Annotated in this window: 17 protein-coding genes and 1 pseudogene; 9 read left to right on the forward strand and 9 right to left on the reverse strand. The window is 72.2% G+C overall.

Translation table 11 applies throughout. The features are described 5' to 3' along the window. Positions 1–61 precede the first annotated feature (61 nt). The 5 genes from ACTMVF_RS27930 to ACTMVF_RS27950 all read left to right on the forward strand — a co-directional run bounded on the left by ACTMVF_RS27930 (position 62) and on the right by ACTMVF_RS27950 (position 4,523). Complete coding sequence (locus ACTMVF_RS27930) at positions 62–340, forward strand: hypothetical protein (protein WP_301999654.1); 279 nt, start codon at positions 62–64, stop codon at positions 338–340. A 112-nt stretch (positions 341–452) separates the two neighbouring features. After that, positions 453–1,712, forward strand: coding sequence for a WS/DGAT domain-containing protein (locus tag ACTMVF_RS27935; protein ID WP_441273856.1), 1,260 nt, complete (start codon positions 453–455; stop codon positions 1,710–1,712). Between the two features lie 37 nt (positions 1,713–1,749). After that, positions 1,750–2,025 carry an acyl carrier protein gene (locus ACTMVF_RS27940; RefSeq protein WP_274240279.1) on the forward strand — a complete coding sequence of 92 codons (276 nt, stop codon included), beginning with the start codon at positions 1,750–1,752 and terminating at the stop codon, positions 2,023–2,025. Next, positions 2,022–3,230: a beta-ketoacyl-[acyl-carrier-protein] synthase family protein gene (locus ACTMVF_RS27945; RefSeq protein ID WP_441273857.1), complete on the forward strand. Its 1,209-nt coding sequence runs from the start codon at positions 2,022–2,024 to the stop codon at positions 3,228–3,230. Before ACTMVF_RS27940 ends, ACTMVF_RS27945 begins: the two co-directional genes overlap by 4 nt. Before the next feature lie 48 nt (positions 3,231–3,278). After that, a complete protein-coding gene (locus tag ACTMVF_RS27950; RefSeq protein WP_441273858.1) occupies positions 3,279–4,523 on the forward strand; it encodes a wax ester/triacylglycerol synthase domain-containing protein in 1,245 nt (414 codons plus the stop codon). Here the strand turns inward: ACTMVF_RS27950 and ACTMVF_RS27955 are convergent. From ACTMVF_RS27955 to ACTMVF_RS27965, 3 genes are read right to left on the reverse strand one after another with little or no spacing between them, the layout of a single operon-like run. Continuing rightward, complete coding sequence (locus ACTMVF_RS27955; RefSeq protein ID WP_441273859.1) at positions 4,509–5,657, reverse strand: DUF4037 domain-containing protein; 1,149 nt, start codon at positions 5,655–5,657, stop codon at positions 4,509–4,511. The two genes, ACTMVF_RS27950 and ACTMVF_RS27955, sit on opposite strands and share 15 nt — an antisense overlap. Before the next feature lie 45 nt (positions 5,658–5,702). Next, entirely contained in the window at positions 5,703–6,197 is a 495-nt protein-coding gene (locus ACTMVF_RS27960; RefSeq protein WP_441273860.1) for an N-acetyltransferase family protein, read from the reverse strand. Between the two features lie 9 nt (positions 6,198–6,206). Beyond that, positions 6,207–7,121: an aminoglycoside phosphotransferase family protein gene (locus ACTMVF_RS27965; protein ID WP_441274057.1), complete on the reverse strand. Its 915-nt coding sequence runs from the start codon at positions 7,119–7,121 to the stop codon at positions 6,207–6,209. A 26-nt stretch (positions 7,122–7,147) separates the two neighbouring features. On the opposite strand from ACTMVF_RS27965, the gene ACTMVF_RS27970 reads away from it, so the two are divergent. Next, on the forward strand, positions 7,148–8,554 hold the full coding sequence (locus ACTMVF_RS27970) for an NAD(P)/FAD-dependent oxidoreductase (RefSeq protein ID WP_441273861.1): 1,407 nt from the start codon (positions 7,148–7,150) through the stop codon (positions 8,552–8,554). Between the two features lie 86 nt (positions 8,555–8,640). Beyond that, entirely contained in the window at positions 8,641–11,898 is a 3,258-nt protein-coding gene (locus ACTMVF_RS27975) for an IPT/TIG domain-containing protein (RefSeq protein ID WP_441273862.1), read from the forward strand. Between the two features lie 102 nt (positions 11,899–12,000). On the opposite strand, the gene ACTMVF_RS27980 is transcribed toward ACTMVF_RS27975, so the two are convergent. Together ACTMVF_RS27980 and ACTMVF_RS27985 are read right to left on the reverse strand one after the other, a co-directional pair. Continuing rightward, positions 12,001–12,999: a zinc-binding dehydrogenase gene (locus ACTMVF_RS27980; protein ID WP_441273863.1), complete on the reverse strand. Its 999-nt coding sequence runs from the start codon at positions 12,997–12,999 to the stop codon at positions 12,001–12,003. A 79-nt stretch (positions 13,000–13,078) separates the two neighbouring features. Then, positions 13,079–14,275 carry an FAD-dependent oxidoreductase gene (locus ACTMVF_RS27985; RefSeq protein ID WP_441273864.1) on the reverse strand — a complete coding sequence of 399 codons (1,197 nt, stop codon included), beginning with the start codon at positions 14,273–14,275 and terminating at the stop codon, positions 13,079–13,081. Between the two features lie 204 nt (positions 14,276–14,479). Here ACTMVF_RS27985 and ACTMVF_RS27990 point away from each other — a divergent pair, with 204 nt between their 5' ends. After that, positions 14,480–15,217 (forward strand): pentapeptide repeat-containing protein, encoded by a 738-nt coding sequence (locus ACTMVF_RS27990; protein ID WP_441273865.1) that lies wholly within the window; start codon positions 14,480–14,482, stop codon positions 15,215–15,217. A gap of 171 nt (positions 15,218–15,388) precedes the next feature. Here the strand turns inward: ACTMVF_RS27990 and ACTMVF_RS27995 are convergent, their stop codons facing one another. Then, positions 15,389–15,889: a hypothetical protein gene (locus ACTMVF_RS27995; protein ID WP_441273866.1), complete on the reverse strand. Its 501-nt coding sequence runs from the start codon at positions 15,887–15,889 to the stop codon at positions 15,389–15,391. Positions 15,890–15,929: 40 nt separating this feature from the next. Here ACTMVF_RS27995 and ACTMVF_RS28000 point away from each other — a divergent pair, with 40 nt between their 5' ends. Beyond that, positions 15,930–17,318 (forward strand): M1 family metallopeptidase, encoded by a 1,389-nt coding sequence (locus ACTMVF_RS28000; RefSeq protein WP_441273867.1) that lies wholly within the window; start codon positions 15,930–15,932, stop codon positions 17,316–17,318. 268 nt (positions 17,319–17,586) lie between these two features. Here ACTMVF_RS28000 and ACTMVF_RS28005 read toward each other — a convergent pair whose 3' ends face one another. The 3 genes and pseudogenes from ACTMVF_RS28005 to ACTMVF_RS28015 all read right to left on the reverse strand — a co-directional run bounded on the left by ACTMVF_RS28005 (position 17,587) and on the right by ACTMVF_RS28015 (position 19,492). Further along, positions 17,587–17,805 carry a hypothetical protein gene (locus tag ACTMVF_RS28005; RefSeq protein ID WP_441273868.1) on the reverse strand — a complete coding sequence of 73 codons (219 nt, stop codon included), beginning with the start codon at positions 17,803–17,805 and terminating at the stop codon, positions 17,587–17,589. A gap of 6 nt (positions 17,806–17,811) precedes the next feature. Continuing rightward, a pseudogene (locus ACTMVF_RS28010) lies at positions 17,812–18,815 on the reverse strand (GNAT family N-acetyltransferase). Between the two features lie 101 nt (positions 18,816–18,916). Beyond that, complete coding sequence (locus ACTMVF_RS28015; RefSeq protein ID WP_030050335.1) at positions 18,917–19,492, reverse strand: TerD family protein; 576 nt, start codon at positions 19,490–19,492, stop codon at positions 18,917–18,919. Positions 19,493–19,509 lie beyond the last annotated feature (17 nt).

Below are 19,509 nucleotides of genomic sequence, written 5' to 3' on the forward strand. Positions count from 1 at the left end.
AGTGTCCATCCTCCCAACTTGATCTGCTGCACAGCACATCTGCTCGACCAACGGAGAAGAAATGCACAAGCTTCAGAAGGTCGCCTTCCTGGGCGCCGTCCTCGGCAGTGTCGGTTCCCTCGGCGTGGGCACCGCCTTCGCCCACGGTGAGGCGGGCGCCCACGACCTCGACATCACGCAGGGCATCGAGTGCCGCTCGCACGACATGAACATCGACGTCCTCGGCAGCCTCGGCGTCCTCAACGGCGCGGTGGCCAACGCGCTCAACGGCGAAGGATCGCCGGGTGCGCAGCCCAGCCACCTCGGTTCGGACATGGGCTGCAACAGCGCGGTCAAGTAGTCCGTGTGAAGCGTTGGGTCCGACGCCCGCTCCACCACGGGGCGGGCGTCGGACTGTCGGGTCGGAGCTCGTCGGCGGCGGACAGCAAAGGAAGAGGATGGCGACGTATCGCATGAGACTGTCCTGTGCCGAGGAGATGTTGCTGCTCAATGGGTGTCCGGGAGTCATCGGACTGGCGGCGGTCTTCTCCGGTGAGCAGCCCGATGTGGACCAGGTGCGGGCACGCGTCGCCGAGCGGTGGACGGGCCTGGAGCGGATGAACCGCGTGCTCGACCGTTCACCGGGCGAGGGCGGGACGGCACGGCCGGGGCGTGTGCGGTGGGTCGTGCCGGGGCCGTTCGATCCGGCTGTGCATGTCACCGTGGCCCGTCACAAGTTGGACGACCTGTGGGCGCAGAGCGTGGACCGGCCGCTCGTCGGCGGTGTGCCGCCGTGGCGGCTCTTCGTGGTCCCGGACACGGCGCACGGCGGTGACTTCGCGCTGGCGCTCGTGGCCCAGCATGTGCTGCTGGACGGGCGCTCCCTGGCGACACTGATGCGCCTGTTGACGGACGGCCCGGTGGAGCCGAGGGAGTCGGGCCGGTCGGCGCCGCTGTCGCGTACCGGGCTGCGGGCGGCGGCCAGGGAGCTCAGGGCGATGGCGGCCGCGGGGCAGGCCCTTCCGATGCGGCCGTCCGAGCGGACGTATCCCTCGGTCGCGGTGAGCGAACTGCCCGCCCACACGGTCCGATCCGCGCGCCGGCAGCCGGCCGACGGCCGGGGTGCGACGTTGAACGAGCTGCTCGTGGGCGCGGTGGCCGGGGCGCTGCGGGCCCAGTACGGGCCGGTGCGGCGGTGGCGGCGGCGGGACGAGCCCGTGTACACGGCCGTACCGTGTGACCTGCGCACTCGGGCGAATCCGCGGGAACTCGGGAACACCCTCACGGTCGTTCGGGTTCCGTTGCCCGTCGACGTGGACGGTTCCGTCGCGCGGCTGCGGGCGTGTCAGGCCGCGATGGCCACCGTCCCGGAGCGGGCCGCGGCGCACGCCACCGTGCTGTTCCCCGCGGCGGAAGCGGCACGCCGGGCGGGCCCCTGGGTGACCAGGCTGCTGACCGACCGCGGCCGCCACTCCTGCTTCGCGGCGACCGCGACCACGGCCATGAAGTGGCCCGGCGGATCGAGCACGTTCCAGGACCGTCGGCTGGTGCGCACGGTCGGGCTGCCGCCCCTGCAGCACCCGGGCACGGTCAGCTTCGCCCTGGCGCAGGCGGGGGAGGCGTTCACGCTCACCGTGGTGTGCAACCTGCGCCCGAACGACGCGGGACGGCTCGCCGACGCGGTCGTCACGGAGTTCGAGACATGGGCCCGCACGGCGACGCCGTCGGTGTGAGTCGGCCCTGACGGCACCAGGAGATGGAGGCAGTTGCATGGATGTGGAACACGGCGACGTATGGGAAGCGCTGCGCCCGCTGTGCGCGCGGGTGATGTCGGTGCCGCCGGAGGCGGTCGTGCCGCAGGCCCGGCTGGTGGCCGATCTGGGAGCCGACAGCCTGGACATCACCGAACTGGAAGTGGCGTCGGAGGAGTTGTTCGGCGTGTCCCTGAAGGGGACCGACAAGGCCGGAGTGTCCACCGTGGGTGATGTGGCCGACCTCATCGTGAGGCTGCGCACCCATGCCGCCCGCAGCCCCCTCGCCCGATGACCGGCCGACCCGCTGTCGCCGTCACCGGCCTGGGAGTGCGGTGCGCCGCCGGTGCGAGTCCGGCAGCGCTGTGGGAGAGCCTGGCGGAGTGCCGTTCGGCGACGTCGCTGCATGTGTTCGACGACGAGGGCGCTGTCGTGTACCCGGCGTGTGCGATGCCCGACTTCGACCCGAGCGGCTATCTGTCGCCCAAGGAGGTGCGGCGGGCGGACCGTTCGGTGCAGCTGGCCGTGTGCGCGGCCGCGGACGCCGTGGAGGACGCCGGAGGACTGCATGTCGGTCGCGGTCGGCGGGCGGTGGTCACCGGCACCGGCTACGGCGGAGTGATCAGTCAGGAGAACGGCATCGGGCATCCCGATGTGCTGTACGCGCCCCGGCTGATGCACAACGCGGGGGCGTACTGGATCAGTGCCCGGCTCGGGATCACCGGTCCGAGTCTGACGGTGTCCACCGCGTGTGCGTCCGGGACGCATGCGGTCGGTGAGGCGATGCAGATGATCCGGTCGGGGTGTGCGGACGTGGTGGTGGCAGGAGGCCATGACAGTCCCCTGACGCCCACGACCGCGTTGGCCTTCGGGCGGGCCGGTGCGATGGTCACCGAGTGCGAGGATCCCGCTGCCGCGTCACGGCCGTTCGACGCCGGGCGGCGGGGGTTCGTCCTCGCCGAGGGGGCAGCGTTCCTGGTGCTGGAACGGCTGGACCTCGCCCGCGCGCGGGGCGCCCGGATCTACGCCACGCTCACCGGATACGGCCGTACTTCCGACGCCCACCACCTCACGGCACCGCATCCCGACGGTACGGGTGCCCGGGCGTGCATGGAGCAGGCGCTCGCCGACGCCGGCACGACCGCCGACGCCGTCACCCATGTCAACGCGCACGGCACCGGCACCGAGCTGAACGACCTCGCGGAAGCGCAGGCGATCACCGCCCTGTTCGGGCCCCGTGCGGTGCCGGTCACCGCCCCCAAGGCCGTGACCGGGCACGGGCTGGGGCTGGCGGGGGCGCTGGAAGCCGTGATCACGGCGTGGTCCGTGCATGAGGGGCTGGCGCCTCCGACGGCTCATCTCACGCGGCTGGACCCGCGATGCGAACTGGATGTGGTCACCGTCGAGCCGCGCAAGATCCCGGACGGGCCGGTGATCAGCAACAGCTTCGCCTTCGGCGGCCACAACGCCTGTGTCGTGTTCGATTCACCCCACGCCTGATCACGGGAGGCGGGTACGCAGGGGGGCTTGGGAACGAGAGGCTGGTACATGAGGCTGACGGCCATCGAGGAAGGGCACCTCCGCAATGGAATGCCGGGGACGATCGGCATCGCGGCGGTGTTTCCCGGAGGGCCGCTCGACCTGGCACAGGTACGGTCCCGCGTACGTGACCGGTGGGGCGGACTGGACCGGATGAGCCTGGTCCTCCAGCCCCCCTCCGGGCCGGCGGCGCTGTCGGGCCACCGGTGGTCGGCCGCCCGGCCGTTCGATCCCGCCGCGCACATCACCGCCACGGACCAGGAGCTGGAGTCCCTGCTCACCGACGGTGTCAGTCACCGGCTGCCGGTCGAACGGCCCCTGTGGCGGCTGCTGGTCACGCGGCAGGCCATCGTGCTGCTCGCCCATCACGCGTTGCTGGACGGCAGATCCCTGGAGACCCTCTTCCGGCTGCTGATGGACGACGCCGTACCGCCGGGGCCGCTCGGACAGGGCGCGGCGTATCCGCTCGCGAGGGGGCGGCAGCGCCCTGCCGTCGGTCCCGCCGCCGTGTGCGGGGAGTTGCGCCGCATCGGGGTCCTGGGCCAGCCCCTTCCGCCGGCTCCTCTCGGCGAACCGCGGCCGTCGGTGGCCGTGGTCGAGCTCGACCCGCAGGTCATGCGCACGGCCCGCCGGCAGCCGGTCGACGGGCGCGGATCGACACTCAACGAGCTGCTGCTGAGCACGTACGCCGGTGCCCTGCGCGCCTGCCACGGGCCCCTGCGGTCCTGGCCGAAGGGACCGACGCCGTTCTACGCCACGGTGCCGGTCGACCTGCGGACCCGCGACAACGCCCATCACCTCGGCAACGGCGTCACCGCGCTGCGCATGGCGCTGCCCGTCGACCTCGAATCCCCGGTGGCACGTCTGCGGGCGTGCCAGGACGAGGTCGCGGCGTTCGACGGACGTGGTGACGCGCACCGCGCGATCCTGCCCGCACTGCAGGCCATCGCGCGTACCGTGCCGTGGCTGGCCGGGGTGATGGCCAAGCGCCTGGCCCGCCCCGAACTCACCACCAGCCTGTGCACCGCTTTCAAGTGGCGGGACAACCCCAGCCACTTGCACGGCCGTCCGCTGGCGCGCATCGTTCCCCTGCCGCAGCTCTCCCCGCCGGGCACGGCGAACCTCTGCCTCGTCCACACCGCCGACGCCTACACCCTCACCGTCGTCAGCCATCTGCGTGGGGGTGACGCCGGGAGGATCGGCGAGGCCGTGGAGCGGGAACTGAAGGCGGTCGCGGCGTCAGATCCGTTCTGACCCGGGCTTTCGCATGTCCTGGCTTGCGGCCCTGGCCAGTTCGGGGCGGGACAGGACGTCGGTGCTGTCGAGGAACTGGTCCACGGCACCGACGAGCGGCAGAGCGCGCAGGGCCGGGTCGGTGATGCGGGCGGTGAGCGCTTCGGCGAAGCGGTCGGCGCGCAGGACCTGGAAGGGTCGGGAGTGGTAGGGCCGCGTGCTGGGGTCGACGCGGTCGGTCAGGGCGAGCTCGTTGTGCAGGTGGGCGACGATGCCGTACGCGTGGGCGAGGTGCTGTTCGCGGGTGTGCCAGTCGGTGGCGGCGAGCGCGGCCGTGAGGTCGGGGGTCAGGCGAGGGCCGACGCGGGTGCGGGCGAAGGCGCTGCCCAGCCACTTGCCGTACGGCGGGTAACGGCGGTCCATCAGGAGGCAGAGCCGCATCAGGTCGCGGACCAGGCGGGCGGCGGTGACGGCGGAGCCCAGTTCGTCGCCGACCTCGCCCGCGCGGCCCACGAAGGCCTCCTCCTGCGCGATGCGCTGCCACTGGCAGGCCAGGACGTACAGCCAGACGTCGTGCGGATACCAGCGCAGCGCGCGGCGTAAGGGGGTGAGGGTGTGCAGGCCGTCGTGGAAGACGGCGCCCGCGGTGACCTCGGCGAGGAGCTGGGTGGGGGTGGCCAGCCAGTCGGCCGGGGTGATGCCCTGCGCCGGGTCGAAGCCGAGGGTGTCGGTGAACCAGATGGAGGTGCCGGTGACTTCGACGCGGTGGTGGACGGGGCCGTCGGTGAGCCGCATGACGCGGATGTCGCGACTCTCGCCGGTCGGGGCGAAGTTCGTCGGGTGGCCGAGGAACGTCTTCGGGAGGCGTTCGGCGAGTACGTGTCTGATGCGGGCGGCGTGGCGGGACACGTCGTGGCGGTGGAGGAAGACCTGTAGGCGCGGGCCCCATTCGTGGTCGGCGGAGCGCGGGGTGTCGTAGCCGAGGACCTCGGAGCCGCTGCCCATGCGGGCGGCGGAGTGGGGGATTTCGGGGGCGGCCTCCTCCAGCAACGGGCGTACGGCGTCGGTGTAGAAGCGGCGGGCGAGTTCGAGGCCGGGGATGAAGTCGGGCTCAGGGCCGGGGGTGTTCGTGCGGTGCATATGCGTGGGGCTCATGCCAGGGTGCCGTGCCCATTCGGTGGTGTGTCATGCGCGGGACGTTCACACCGTCTCGCGCTCCGGTGCGGCGCCCAGTTCGGCGAGCGCCCCGTCCGTCAGGCGGTACACCGTCCACTCGTCCTGGGGGCGGGCGCCGAGGGCCTCGTAGAAGGCGATGGACGGGGTGTTCCAGTTCAGTACGGACCACTCCAGGCGCTGGTAGCCGCGCTGCACGCACAGCCGGGCCAGTTCGGTGAGCAGGGCCTTGCCGTGGCCGGCGCCGCGGGCGGTGGGGCGGACGTAGAGGTCCTCCAGGTAGATGCCGTGGACGCCGCGCCAGGTGGAGAAGTTGAGGAACCAGATCGCACAGCCGACGGTCTCGCCGGTCGTGTCGTCGGCCGCGATGTGCGCGTAGACGGCCGGGCGGTCGCCGAAGAGGGCGTCGTGGAGCTGCTCCGGGGTGGCCTTCGCCTCGTGCGGGGCCTTCTCGTACTCGGCGAGTTCGCGGATCAGGGTGTGCAGGGCGGGGATGTCGGCGGGGGTGGCGGGGCGAATCATGGGGTGAGACTAGCCGCGGGGCTCGCGCAGGCGCCTGGCGATTTCCAGTTGGCGCTCCTGAAGCGGGCGGCCGTCCTCGATGTCCCAGAGGCAGTTCTGCAGGAGTCGGCCGTACGTCCATGCACGCGCGCGTGCCCGGTCCAGGCCGAGTACGTCGGTCATGGCGTCGAAGCGCCAGCGGACGTCGTCGGCGTCGAAGCGGTTGTCGAGGGCGGGCCACAGCTCGAAGCCGGGGTCACCGGCGAGGGGCTTGGGGTCGATGGCGAGCCAGGGGGCGCGCACGCAGGCGAGGACGTTCTCGTCGTGCAGGTCCCAGTGCAGGAGGCGGTCGCCGGGCTCGTCGACGAGTTCCCGTACGGCGGCGGCGCAGTCGGCGACGATACGGCGGGCCTGCGGGTCCGGGATGTGCTCCAGGGCCCACGGCGCCTGCTCCAGCATGTCCTGCGCGATGTCGCCGAGGCGGCGCAGGCCGGTGGGGGCGGGGAAGGACGTGAGGTGGGCCAGCAGGCGGGCGATGACCAGGACGGACTCGTGCGGGTCGGGGTGGTGCGCGAGCATGCGGGACGAGTCGAGGCGTTCGAGGAGCATGGTGCCGGTGGGCTCGTCGTGGTCGAGGAGTCGCACCGCCCCGTCGCCGTCCCACACGCGCAGGGCGACCGGCTCGCCCTCGCTCTCCTCGTCGAGGAGTTGCAGCTTCAGGACGGCCGGGGTGCCGTCGCGCCGGAGGACGGGCAGGACCAGGGCGGCGACTCCGTGCATCGGCGGTCCGTCGAGCGTCAGCTCCCAGTGGTCGAGGAAGCCGGCCGTCAGGTCCGGGAGTCCGGCGATGAAGGCGCGGCCCGCCTCCCCGTTGTACTCCTGCTGTGATGCGGCGAGCTCCTGCGGAATGTCGATCACCTTGTGACCGTACCGGGGTGGGGGAATCGGCTCACGCGAATTACCGTCCTCGCATGAGCAGCTCGGTGAGTGGTGCCGTGAACGGCGGCATCTCCTTCTGGTACGCGGACGACGGCCTCCCTGAGGTGCGCGAGCCGCTCGCGGGGGACGCCTCCGCGGACGTGGTGATCGTGGGCGGTGGGTACACGGGACTGTGGACCGCCTACTACCTGAAGAAGGCGGTGCCCTTCCTCCGGATCACCGTCCTGGAGCAGAAGTTCTGCGGGTACGGAGCCTCGGGACGCAACGGCGGCTGGCTGTACAACGGCATCGCGGGACGCGACCGGTACGCGAAGCTGCACGGCCACGAGGCCGCCGTACGGCTGCAGCGGGCCATGAACGACACCGTCGACGAGGTCGTACGGGCCGCCGAGGAAGAGGGCATCGACGCCGATGTCCACAAGGGCGGTGTCCTCGAAGTCGCCCGCAACCCCGCCCAGTTGGCGCGCCTGAAGGCCTTCCACGAGCACGAGGTGTCGTACGGCGAGAAGGACCGCGAGCTGTTCGGTGCCCGCGAGACCGCCGAGCGCGTCAAGGTCGCCGACGCCGTGGGTTCGACCTGGACGCCGCACGGGGCGCGGGTGCACCCGGTGAAGCTGGTGAAGGGCCTCGCGGCGGCCGTGGCGGCGCTCGGGGTCACGATCCACGAGCTGACGCCGGTGACGGAGATCCGGCCCAAGCACGCCGTCACGCCGTACGGCACCGTCCGCGCGCCCTATGTCCTGCGCTGCACCGAGGGGTTCACCGCCGCCCTGAAGGGGCAGCAGCGGACCTGGTTGCCCATGAACTCCTCGATGATCGCCACCGAGCCGCTGACCGAGGAGCAGTGGGAGTCGGTGGGCTGGGGCGGGCGCGAGACGCTGGGCGACATGGCGCACGCCTACATGTACGCGCAGCGCACCGCCGACGGGCGGATCGCGCTGGGCGGGCGCGGGATGCCGTACCGCTTCGGATCGCGGACCGACAACGACGGGCGCACGCAGGAGGCGACCATCGAGGCGCTGCGGGAGATCCTCGTGCGGTTCTTCCCACAGCTGGCCCCGGTCCGGATCGAGCACGCCTGGTCGGGGGTGCTGGGCGTGCCGCGCGACTGGTGCGCGACGGTCACCCTGGACCGGTCGACGGGGCTCGGCTGGGCGGGCGGTTACGTCGGTTCGGGTGTCGCCACCGCCAACCTGGCGGCCCGGACGCTGCGGGACCTGGTGCAGCAGGACTCGGGCCAGGGCGGGCGCACCGAGCTGACCGAGCTGCCGTGGGTCGGCCACAAGGTGCGCAAGTGGGAGCCGGAGCCGCTGCGGTGGCTCGGGGTGCACGGGCTGTACGCCACGTACCGGGCGGCGGACCGGCGGGAGCACCTCACCCACAGCGCCGAGTCCGCGAGGCTGGCGCGGATCGCCGACCGGGTGGCCGGGCGGCACTGAAAGTTTCGTCCCTGGAATCTCACGAGGGCGTTGTCACACCTGTGTGCGACTATCGCCTCAACGACCAATGATTCCGGGGGGATTCCATGTCCGACGACGACTCCTGTCCGCGTGCGAGACGCAGGCGGCGGGCCGTGTTTCCGGCCGTGTTCGCCGCCGTCGTCTCGCTGTTCGCCTCGACTCTGGCCCTGACCGGGGCGAGCCCCGCCGTCGCCGCGGACGAGGCGTGCGCGCCGCTCGCGCTCGCGTCCTTCGGTGACCCGGGGGACGCGGTCGGCAAGGCGACCGTCGCACCCGACTCGAGCGCCTGCTACACCGTCACCGTCGAGACGCCGGGCCTGTATCTGGCCCCGGCGCTGGACGACAGCGGCAACACGATGACCAGGCAGCTGCTCGCCGCCGACGGCAGCGAGGTGGACTGCTACGGCGACGGGTACGCCACGCGCGGCATGTGCGCGGTGCCCGAGGCCGGCACCTACACGCTGAAGGTGCTCAACACCGACTGGGAGGCCAAGGCCACCTCCGTCACCTTCGTGCCGCTCGGCTCGACCAAGGGGTGCGCGGACCGCGTCGGCACGAACTGGGACCAGCCGGACGTCACCCGTACGACCGTGAGCCGGGTGGAGGTCGACTGCCAGCCCTTCGAGGGCGCGCGCGGCGACCGGGTCCGGCTGACCTACGGCACGAAGGCGTACGGCGACTCCCTCGCCTGGATCACCGACGCGACCGGCAAGCGGATCTGCGAGCAGTTCCCGGAGAACGACGAGGACAGCTGCGTGCTGCCCGGCGACGGCCCCTACCGGGTGATCTCCACGGTCTCGCGCGCGGAGAACGGCTTCCCCGCCGAGTACGCGGTGAAGGTGCGCCGGCTCAGCGACCCGCAGGGCTGCACCACCGCCCCGGTCCGCGCGTACGGCCCGCTGGAGCGGCAGGACCTCACCACCAACCCGTGCTTCACCTTCACCGCCGGTGCGGCGGGCCCGTACACCGTGCACTCGGTCAGCGAGGACCGGCAGGTCGGGGTGGCCCGGGTGTACGACGCGGCCGGGCTGAGCGTGTGCCGGTACGGGGCCGACCCGTGCCGGATCAAGACGCCGGGCACCTACACCGCTGTGCTCGACGACGGCACGTACCCCTTCCGTGACACGCGCGCCGGGCTGGTCGTCCTCGACCGTGCCTCCGACGCCGGATGCGTGGCGACCGGGACGGGCCTGCACAAGGGCGAGTTGAGCACGGCCGGCCAGTACGACTGCCTGACGCTGGACGCCCCGCAGGGCGCCCGGATCGCCGCGCTCACCTCGCTCTCCTCGGCAGGGCTCACCCCCGAGGTGGAGGTCCTGGACCGGGCCGGCACCGCGCAGTGCGACGAGGACAAGCTGAAGGGCGGCGACTGCGCGCTCACCGGCGAGGCCCCCTACCGGGCGCTGGTGCACACCGAGGACGACGGGGACACGGCGACCGGCGCCTACGCGGTGGCCTTCCACCGCACCGACGTCGCGCAGGGCTGCCCCGTCCTGCCCGCCGGCAGTTTCGCCGCCGACGGCAAGAAGGCCACGCTGACCACCGGCGGCGGTGTCTTCTCGCACTGCCTGGGCATCCCGGCGGACGCGCACACGAGCGCCGAGGTCCTCCAGCTGATCGCCACCGCCGGGGCCGCCTCCGCGGAGTTCTCGGTGCTGGACTCCGACGGCAAGCGGGTCTGCGAGCGCTACGCCACCACCAACGGCTGGACGATCTGCTCCCTGACCCCGGGCAAGGCCCACACCGTGCTGGTGACCGGCCGCGACGAGGCCGCCACCTACACCCTGACCCGGCGGGACGTCACCGCGAGCGCCTCCTCGGCGGGCTGCACGACGACCGCGGCCGCGAAGGTCGGCGGACCCTCCGTGAAGAGCGCGTACGGCGACCCCGGCACCCTCGACTGCCGGCAGGTGACCACCGCCGCGGACACCGACGTCGTGCACGTCAACGTGCGGGACGCCCTCGGCACCGCCAACTCCGCGGTCATCGCCGGGGACGGCCGTGTGGAGTGCGCCTTCCGCAACACCTCCTGCGCGGTCACCGGGTCCACCACCCACCAGGTCCTCGTGCAGACGCCGGTCAACCTCAAGGCCTCGCCCGAGTACCGCCTGGACGCCCTGCGCATCGCGACCGCCGACGGGCCCGCGCCGGAGTGCGTCAAGGTGCCGTCGGTGGCGTACGGGTACGGGCCGATCAGCGGCACCCTGGACGAGTCGCACACGGCCGTGTGCGCGGCGCTGCCGACCGCCGGGTTCGACCGCTTCGAAACCGACATCAAGGACACCACCGGCGCCACCGCCACGGCGGTGCCGGTGCTGTACAACACGTCGACCTGGGCCAACGGGTGCACGCACTACATCCCGGAGGGATACGACTGCGACGCGCTCGGCTCGTCCTCGCAGAGCACACCGACGGTGTTCCTGCTGGGCCTGCCCGAGAAGGCGCCCAGCACGGCCTACAGCGCCAAGCTGACCTGCACGTCCGCGCCGTGCGGCACCGAGGAGACGGCCGTCACCGCGGTCAGCCCCGACACCGGGGCCGCAGGCGGCAAGGTGAAGCTCACGGTCACCGGCACCGCGCTCGGCCCGGACGTCACCGTCCGGATCAGCCAGGCCGGGAAGACGATCACGGCGGCGGCCGACTCGGTCTCCGCGGACAACCGGACGGTGACCGCGACCCTCGACCTGACCGGCGCGGCCACCGGCACCTGGAACGTCAGCGTGCTCACGCGCGGCTGGGAGTTCCCGCGCGGCACCTTCACCGTGACCCCCCAGCCCGAGCTGGAGAACACGGTGGCCCCCAAGGTGACCGGCACCGCCAAGACGGGTGCCAAGGTGACGGCCACGACCGGGAGCTGGTCGGCGACCCCGTCGTCGTACACGTACCAGTGGAAGGCGAACGGGACGGCGATCAGCGGGGCGACGGCGTCGACGTACACCGTCCCCGCCTCGATGGTCGGCAAGAAGCTCACCGTGACCGTGACCGCGGTCAAGCCCGGCTGGGTGAGTGGGTCGGCGACCTCGGCGGCGGTGACCGTGGCCAAGGGTGACGCGCCCAAGGCGACCAAGCTGCCGGTGATCAGCGGGACGGTGAAGGTCGGCAGGACGCTGAAGACGTCCAAGGGGACCTGGTCTCCGGCGGCGACGTCGTACGCGTACCAGTGGTACGCGAACGGCAGGGCGATCAGCGGGGCGACCAAGTCGTCGCTGGTGCTGAAGTCGGCGCAGAAGGGCAAGAAGATCACCGTGAAGGTGATCGCGCACCGTACGGGTCACAAGGACGGGTCGGCGCTGAGCAAGGCGACGAAGGCGGTCGCCGGCTGAGCGTCGCGGCGAGGGCCGGCCGGTCTTCGCACACAGGGGGGAGGGGCTCCGCGGTTCGGCGGGGCCCCTCCCCCCCCGTTTGCGGGGGCCGTGGCGTGAAAGTCACGCGATCTCGCGACGCGACGGTTCCAGCACCACCTTTCCGGTGGTTCCGCGGTTTTCGAGGGCGCGATGGGCAGCCGCCGCCTCGGCCAGCGGGAAGCGCTGGACGGCCGGGGTGAGGCGGCCCGCGGCGGCGTCGGCGAGGGCGCGCAGTTCGAGAGTGCGTACGGGGTTGGGGCCACCGGCCTTCTGCATCATCACGGGGCCGAGGACCTGCTGGGAGACGCCGTCGACGAAGTAGGGCTTGCCGTCGTGCTGCCCTGCGCCGGACCAGCCGAAGACGAGGTGCCGGCCGCCCGGCCCGAGCAGGGCGACGCACTCGCGGGCGACATCGCCGCCGACGCCGTCGAAGACGACGGTGACCGGCCGCCCGCCCAGGAAGGCACGGACCTTCTCCGGCCATGCCGGGTCCGTGTAGTCGACGGCGAGGTCGGCGCCGTTCTCCTGCACGCGGGCGACCTTCTCGGGCCCGCCCGCGAGGCCGATGACGACGGAGCCGGCGTTCCTGGCGTACTGCACGAGCAGGGTGCCGATGCCGCCGGCGGCCGCCGGGATCACGGCGACCGCGTCCGGGCCGAGCTCGGCGAACTGCAGGATCCCCATCGTCGTACGGCCCGTGCCGATCATGGCGACGGCCTCGGCGAAGTCGAGGTTCGCCGGGACCTCGTGGACGCGGTCCACGTCGGCGACGGCCAGCTCGGCGTAGCCGCCCGGGGCGAAGCCCAGGTGGGCGACGACGCGCTTGCCGAGCCAGAGCTCCGCGACGCCCTCGCCGAGGGCCTCGACGACGCCGGCGACCTCGCGGCCGGGGATCGTGGGCAGCGTGGGCGGCTGCGGTGCCGGGCCCTGGATGCCCTGGCGCAGGGCCGTGTCGAGGAGGTGGACGCCGGCTGCCGCCACGGCGATACGAACCTGGCCGGGGCCCGGTTCGGGGGCGTCGACGTCCTCGTAGGTGAGGTTCTCGGCCGGGCCGAAGGCGTGCAGGCGGATGGCGTGCATGAGGGTCCCCCATCGTTTGGACTCGGGTCTGTCAGGCCGCCCACCCCGTCGCCGGAGGCGGCTGATCGATGCTGCAACCTCAAGCCTGCTTGAGGTCAAGGGCGTGCCGCCCGAGGGCCAGGGACACGGCCGTGAGGGCGCTGTTGAAGGACACCTCGGACAGCACGCCCGGAGCGGCGACCTGATCGCCCGCCAGATAGACCCCGTTGCCGCGATCGACGGCCGGGCGGTCGCGCCAGCTGGTGCCGGGCAGGTCGACGGCGCCGGTACGGCCGCTCGCGACGGACTCGCGCCGCCAGGTGACGCGCTCGCGCCAGCCGGGGAAACCGAGGTCGAGAAGCTGCTCGGCACGGGCGATGCCGTCGGCCTTGGACTCGTGCGGGGCGATGGGGATCTGGCCCTGGATCAGCTGTTCACCGGCCGGCGCAAGGGACCGGTCCTGCGCGGTGAACCGCTCCAGCCACCCGGTCTCGTCGAGGTCGGAGACAGCGAAGGCGTCCCCGCGCCGGGTCCGCACGGCGAGGTCGATGAGTGCCGTACGGCCGCTCGTCCACGTCAGCGAGTCGTCCTTGAGGAGGCGACGGGCGGCGTCGAGGGAGGTGGCGACGATGACGGGGGTGCCGGTCGTCAGGCTGCCGCGGTCATCGCGGTCATCGAGGTCGTCGAGACTGTCGATTCGGGAGAGGGTCTCCATTCGCACCCCGAGATTCCAGGCCCGGGCCGCCATCCGGTCGATCATGGTCGCCCATCCGCCCCGCGGATAGTGCGCCTCCGGCGGCAGCTTGGTGGCCCGGCGCAGCCGCTCCTGCACGAACGCGGCGGACAGGGCGCCGGGGTCGTGGTGGAACAGGGCGACGGCGGAGTAGTGGGCGGCGGCACGGGCGCCCTCCTCGCCGGCGATGTCCGTGGCCCAGGTCATGAAGTCGAGGTCGACGGGCGCCTGCGGCAGGCCGCGCCGCAGCAGCTTGAGCATGGCGAAGGGCGGGGTGCGGCGCAGGACGCCGCGGTGCCGCAGCCGCAGCCGGGCGGCCTCCAGGGGCGGGAGCGGCGCGAGCGGTCCGATGAGGTCGCGCTGCTTGAGCCAGGCCCAGTGCGGGCCGCCGTTGTACAGGGCGTGCGGGCCTTCGTTCGTCCGGTACGGCCCCTCGGCGGTCCGCGCCCGCCCGCCGAGGGTGTGGTGGGCCTCGTACACGGTGACCTTGGCGCCCGCCTCGGCGGCGGTGATGGCCGCGGTGAGGCCGGCGAAGCCGCCGCCGATGACGGTGATGCGGTGCATGGCTGGGGTCTCCCTTGTGGTCGGGGTCGGTCGGGGTCGCCTTTCGTCCCTTCTCTGGGAGTAGGACGGTTCTGGGGTCCCGGAATGTGACATCGGGGGTGGCGGCGGGGGCGTTGGCCGGGGTCGGCGGGGCGTCGGCGCGGGGGTGGCGCGGTGTCGGCGCAGGTCAGGGGGATTGTCAGTGGTGGGGTGCAGCATGGGGGCATGGCGAGGAGAGCGATGGGTGAGGGGGGCGGGGGCGGCAGCGCGGGCAGGAGTGGTGGTGCGGGCAGGAGTGGTGCCGGTAGCGGTGGCGTGAAGGGTGCGCGGCGGCCCGAGGTGCGGTTGCCGCCGCTGGAGCCGTACCGGGACGGGGAGTTGGAGCCGGACGGGGACTACGACGGCCTGGAGTTCCGGGAGGAGGACCTCGGCGGACAGGACGGTGCCGGCGCCCGTTTCCTGGACTGCGCGCTGCGGGGCTGCGCCCTGGACGAGACGAGACTTCACCACGCCCGGATCCTCGACTCGGTGCTCACGGGACCGCGGGGCGTCGGCACCTATCTCGCCGAGTCGACCCTGCGTGATGTGGAGCTGGTGGACGCCCGCCTGGGCGGGGTGCAGCTGCATGGCGCCGTGCTGGAGCGGGTGCTGATCCGGGGCGGCAAGATCGACTACCTGAACATGCGCAAGGCCAAGCTCAAGGACGTCGTCTTCGAGGGCTGTGTCCTGGTCGAGCCGGACTTCGGGGGCGCCCGCCTCGAGCGGGTGGAGTTCGTGGACTGCGCGGTGAAGGGGGCGGACCTCACCGGGGTGACGCTGGCGGAGGTGGATCTGCGCAGGACGGCGGAGCTGGACATCGCGCGGGGGGTGGACCGGCTGGCCGGGGCGGTGATCAGTCCCGGTCAACTACTCGATCTGGCACCTGTGTTGGCGGCGCAGTTGGGGATCAGGGTGGAGGGTTAGAGGTCGGTCTGCGGAAGGTCGGTGGGGCTGAGGGGCGGCGTTGGCCAATGCTGTGAACTGCCCGCAAGGTGTATCGGCCTTCACGACCTGATCGCGGTCTGGAAGGCCGGCGTCGTCGCGCGCGGAACCGGCCGGTGCCGACACCGGCCCGGCCGCCTCACCCCGCCCGGGTCACCCCACCCGCGGAAACCGCGCCTGGAGTGTCCAGATCGCCGGGTTCTCGGCCAGGTCCTCGTGCAGGTCGATGAGGTCGGCGATCAGGTCGTGCAGGAAGTCGCGGGCCTCGCGGCGCAGCTCGCTGTGCGAGAAGGTCAGCGGGGGCTCCTCCGCGGGCATCCAGTCCGACTCGATGTCCACCCAGCCGAAGCGGCGCTCGAAGAGCATGCGGTCCGTGGACTCGGTGAAGTCCAGTTCCGCGTGTTGCGGACGGGAGGCGCGGGAGCCGGCCGGGTCCTGGTCCAGCTGCTCGACGATGTCGCACAGGGCCCAGGCGAAGTCGAGCACCGGCACCCATCCCCAGGCTGTGGACAACTCCCGGTCGGCCTTGGTGTCGGCGAGGTAGACGTCGCCGCAGAACAGGTCGTGGCGCAGGGCGCGGACGTCCGCGCGGCGGTAGTCCGTCTGCGGGGGATCCGGGAAACGGTTGGAGAGGGCGTAGCCGATGTCGAGCACGTAGGGGATGGTGTCACGCCGAACTCATAGGATCACTGGCGTGTCCCGTTTCGCGCCCCTTGCCCTGACCGTCACCTCCGCCCTGCTCGTCCTCACCGCGTGCGGCGGCGTCCAGGGCACCCCCGGCGGTTCCGGCGTGCGCGACCCGTACTTCCCCAAGGCCGGCAACGGCGGCTACGACGTCACCCACTACGCCCTCGACCTCGCCTACGACCCCGACGACCGCCACCTCACCGGCACGGCGGAGATCACCGCACGCGCCACCCAGGACCTGTCCGCCTTCGACCTCGATCTGAAGGGCCTGGACGTCGAGCGGGTCGGCGTGGAGGGCGAGCGCGCTCGCTGGAGCCGTAACGGCCAGGAACTCGTCGTCCGTCCGCGCGAGGAGCTCGACAAGGGCGAGACCTTCCAGCTCACCGTCCGCTACTCCGGCACCCCCGAGACCGTCACCGACCCCGACGACTCCGCGGAAGGCTGGCTCCCCACCGCCGACGGCGCGCTGGCCCTCGGGGAGCCGACGGGATCCATGGCGTGGTTCCCCGGCAATCACCACCCGTCCGACAAGGCGTCGTACGACATCGACGTGACCGTGCCGGAGGGCCTGGAGGCCGTCTCCAACGGGGAGTTGGTGAACCGGACGACCAGCGGCGGTCGGACGACGTTCCGTTGGCACACCTCCGAACCCATGGCGAGCTACGTCGCCACGCTCGCCATGGGCGACTACAAGATCAGCCGCTCCACCACCGACAGCGGCCTGCCCGTGTACGTCGCGGTGGACCCGGGGCAGGCCGACGACAGCCGCGAGGTGCTCGACCGGCTCCCCGAGATCATGGACTGGGCGGAGGAGAACTTCGGCCCGTACCCCTTCTCCTCCACCGGCGCGATCGTCGCCGACGCGGACGCCGCCGACTACGCCCTGGAGACCCAGAACCGGCCCGTCTTCCCCGGCGCCCCCGGCGTCGAACTGTTCGTCCACGAACTGGCCCACCAGTGGTTCGGCAACTCCGTGACACCGAAGAGCTGGCGGGACATGTGGCTCAACGAAGGCTTCGCGACGTACGCGGAGTGGCTGTGGGAGGAGGACGAGGGCGGCGACAGCGCGCAGGAGACCTTCGACGCCCTGTACGACCACGGCGTCGACGACCACGAGGACCTCTGGTCCTTCCCGCCCGCCGAGCCGACCAGCGCCGAACACATCTCCGACGACCCCGTCTACCAGCGCGGCGCGATGGTCCTCCACAAGATCCGTCAGACCGTCGGCGACGACACCTTCTACGACATCGTCCAGGGCTGGGCGGCCGACCACCGGCACGGCAACGCGGACACCGACGACTTCACGGCATACGTCGAGAAGAAGGCACCGGACGAGGACTTCACCCCCATCTGGGAGGCCTGGCTGTACGGGGACGGAAAACCCGACCAGCCCTGAGGGCGCCCGCCCCGCAAGCCTTCAGACCGACCGCCCGCCATCCGGTCGGGCCGACCGCCCGCCATCCGGTCGGGCCGGCTGTCCCGCCATCCGGTCGGGCCGGCTGTCCCGCCATCCGGTCGGGCCGGCTGTCCCGCCATCCGGTCGGGCCGGCTGTCCCGCCATCCGGTCGGGCCGGCTGTCCCGCCATCCGGTCGGGCCGGCTGTCCCGCCATCCGGTCGGGCCGGCTGTCCCGCCGCCCGGTCGGGCCGGCTGCCCCTCAACCCTTCAGGCCGGCCACCCCGCCACCCGGCCAAGCCGACCGTCCCGCAACCAGGTCAGGCCGTCAGGCCGCCCGCTCCAGATCCCGGTGACATAGATCTGTTTGCGTTCCTGTCGGGTCCGGTCGGACAGATCGCGGCGCCAGCGGGCCCGGTCCGCGAGCAGCGTCGAGCCGACGCCGACGAGGGTGCCCAGGGCGGTGCCGGCCAGGGGCGTCCAGTCCATGCCGGTTCAGGCCCCCTTGCCGGCGTCCCACTCGTCCAGCAGCCGTGCCAGATCCGGTGGCCACACCGGCTCCGGGGCTTCCGCCAGCTCCTCCCGGGTCCACCAGCGCCAGCTGAGGATGCCCTCGGCGGCGTGGGTTGCGGGGAGTTGAGGGCCGGTCGGGTCGCGGTGGGGGCCCTGGGTGACGTAGATGTGCTCGTGTTGGTGGACGGGGACGGACGCGTGTGTGAAGTCGTGCTCCCAAATACACAGCAGCGGGCCCGGTTCCAGGTCCGTCCAGCCGGTCTCCTCGCGCAGTTCGCGCCGGGCGCCCTCGCGGGGCGTCTCGTCGGCCTCCAGGCCGCCGCCGGGGAGGGCCCAGTGGACGCCGACCTCGACGTTGTCGTACCGGAAGAGGAGGACCGAGCCCTCCGGGTCGAGTACGGCTACGCGGGCGGCTCGGCGCGGGGTGCGTGGGGACTGGGCAGCGGTTTGCGCAGAACCGTGCAGGGGCGGTCGAGTTGGCGGTCTCTTCCGTAGGCGATGGTCTCGTAGCCGAGGGCCGTCCAGAAGGCGAGGGCGTCGGGGTTGTTGTCGAGAACGGCCAGGCGTACGGCGGTGCGGTCCGCCGCGCGGAAGCGGTCCTCGACGAGGGAGGCCAACCGGCGTCCGTACCCCTGGCGTCGCAGGCCCGCGTCCATCATCAGGAGTCCGATCCAGGGGTCGGGGTCGGACGGGTCCGGGTGCCGGGCCAGCGTGATGACGATCCCGGCCAGTTGTCCGGCTCCCCCACCCTCGGCTTCGCTGGAGCCCGGGGACCCACAACGCGCGAGCAGCACCTCGGCCCCGGGGATCCGCACCTCCTCGGCCAGCGCGGCCGCCACCTGCTCCGGGCGGATGTCGTCCGGGTCCGGGAAGTCACCGCTGAGCGCGTGGAAGTCGCGGTTGGAGGCGTAGAGCGCGGTGAGTTCGGCGAGAAGCGGACCCGGGATGTCGTGGCCGGGAGTGAGGGGGAGCGGGTCGAGGATCATTCGGGCAACCTATCGAACGGCCCGAGCACCAAGCCCCCGACGCGGGGAGCCCCTTGCCACGGCGTACCGCGGCAAGGGGCTCCGGCTCGGGGCGGCGTCCGTCAGACGTTCACGCCGAAGTCCTGCGCGATGCCCACCAGGCCCGAGGCGTAGCCCTGGCCGACCGCGCGGAACTTCCACTCGGCGCCGTTGCGGTAGAGCTCGCCGAAGACCATGGCGGTCTCGGTGGCCGCGTCCTCGGAGAGGTCGTAGCGGGCGATCTCGGCGCCGCCGGCCTGGTTGACGATGCGGATGTAGGCGTTGCGGACCTGGCCGAAGTTCTGCGAGCGGTTCTCCGCGTCGTAGATCGAGACCGGGAAGACGATCTTGTCGACGTCGGCCGGGAGGCCGGCGAGGTTGACGTTGATGGCCTCGTCGTCGCCCGCGCCCTCACCCGTGCGGTTGTCACCGGTGTGGACGATGGTGCTGTCCGGCGTCTGCTTGTTGTTGAAGAAGACGAAGTGGGCGTCCGAGTAGACCTTGCCCGTGGGGTTGACCGCGATCGCCGAGGCGTCGAGGTCGAAGTCCGTGCCGGTGGTGGTGCGGACGTCCCAGCCGAGGCCCACGGTGACGGCGGTCAGGCCCGGAGCCTCCTTGGTGAGCGAGACGTTGCCACCCTTGGACAGGCTTACAGCCATTGTTGGGAGTCCCTTCC

Origin of the sequence: Streptomyces sp. SD31 (assembly GCF_052068475.1) — a bacterium.
Taxonomy (GTDB): domain Bacteria; phylum Actinomycetota; class Actinomycetes; order Streptomycetales; family Streptomycetaceae; genus Streptomyces.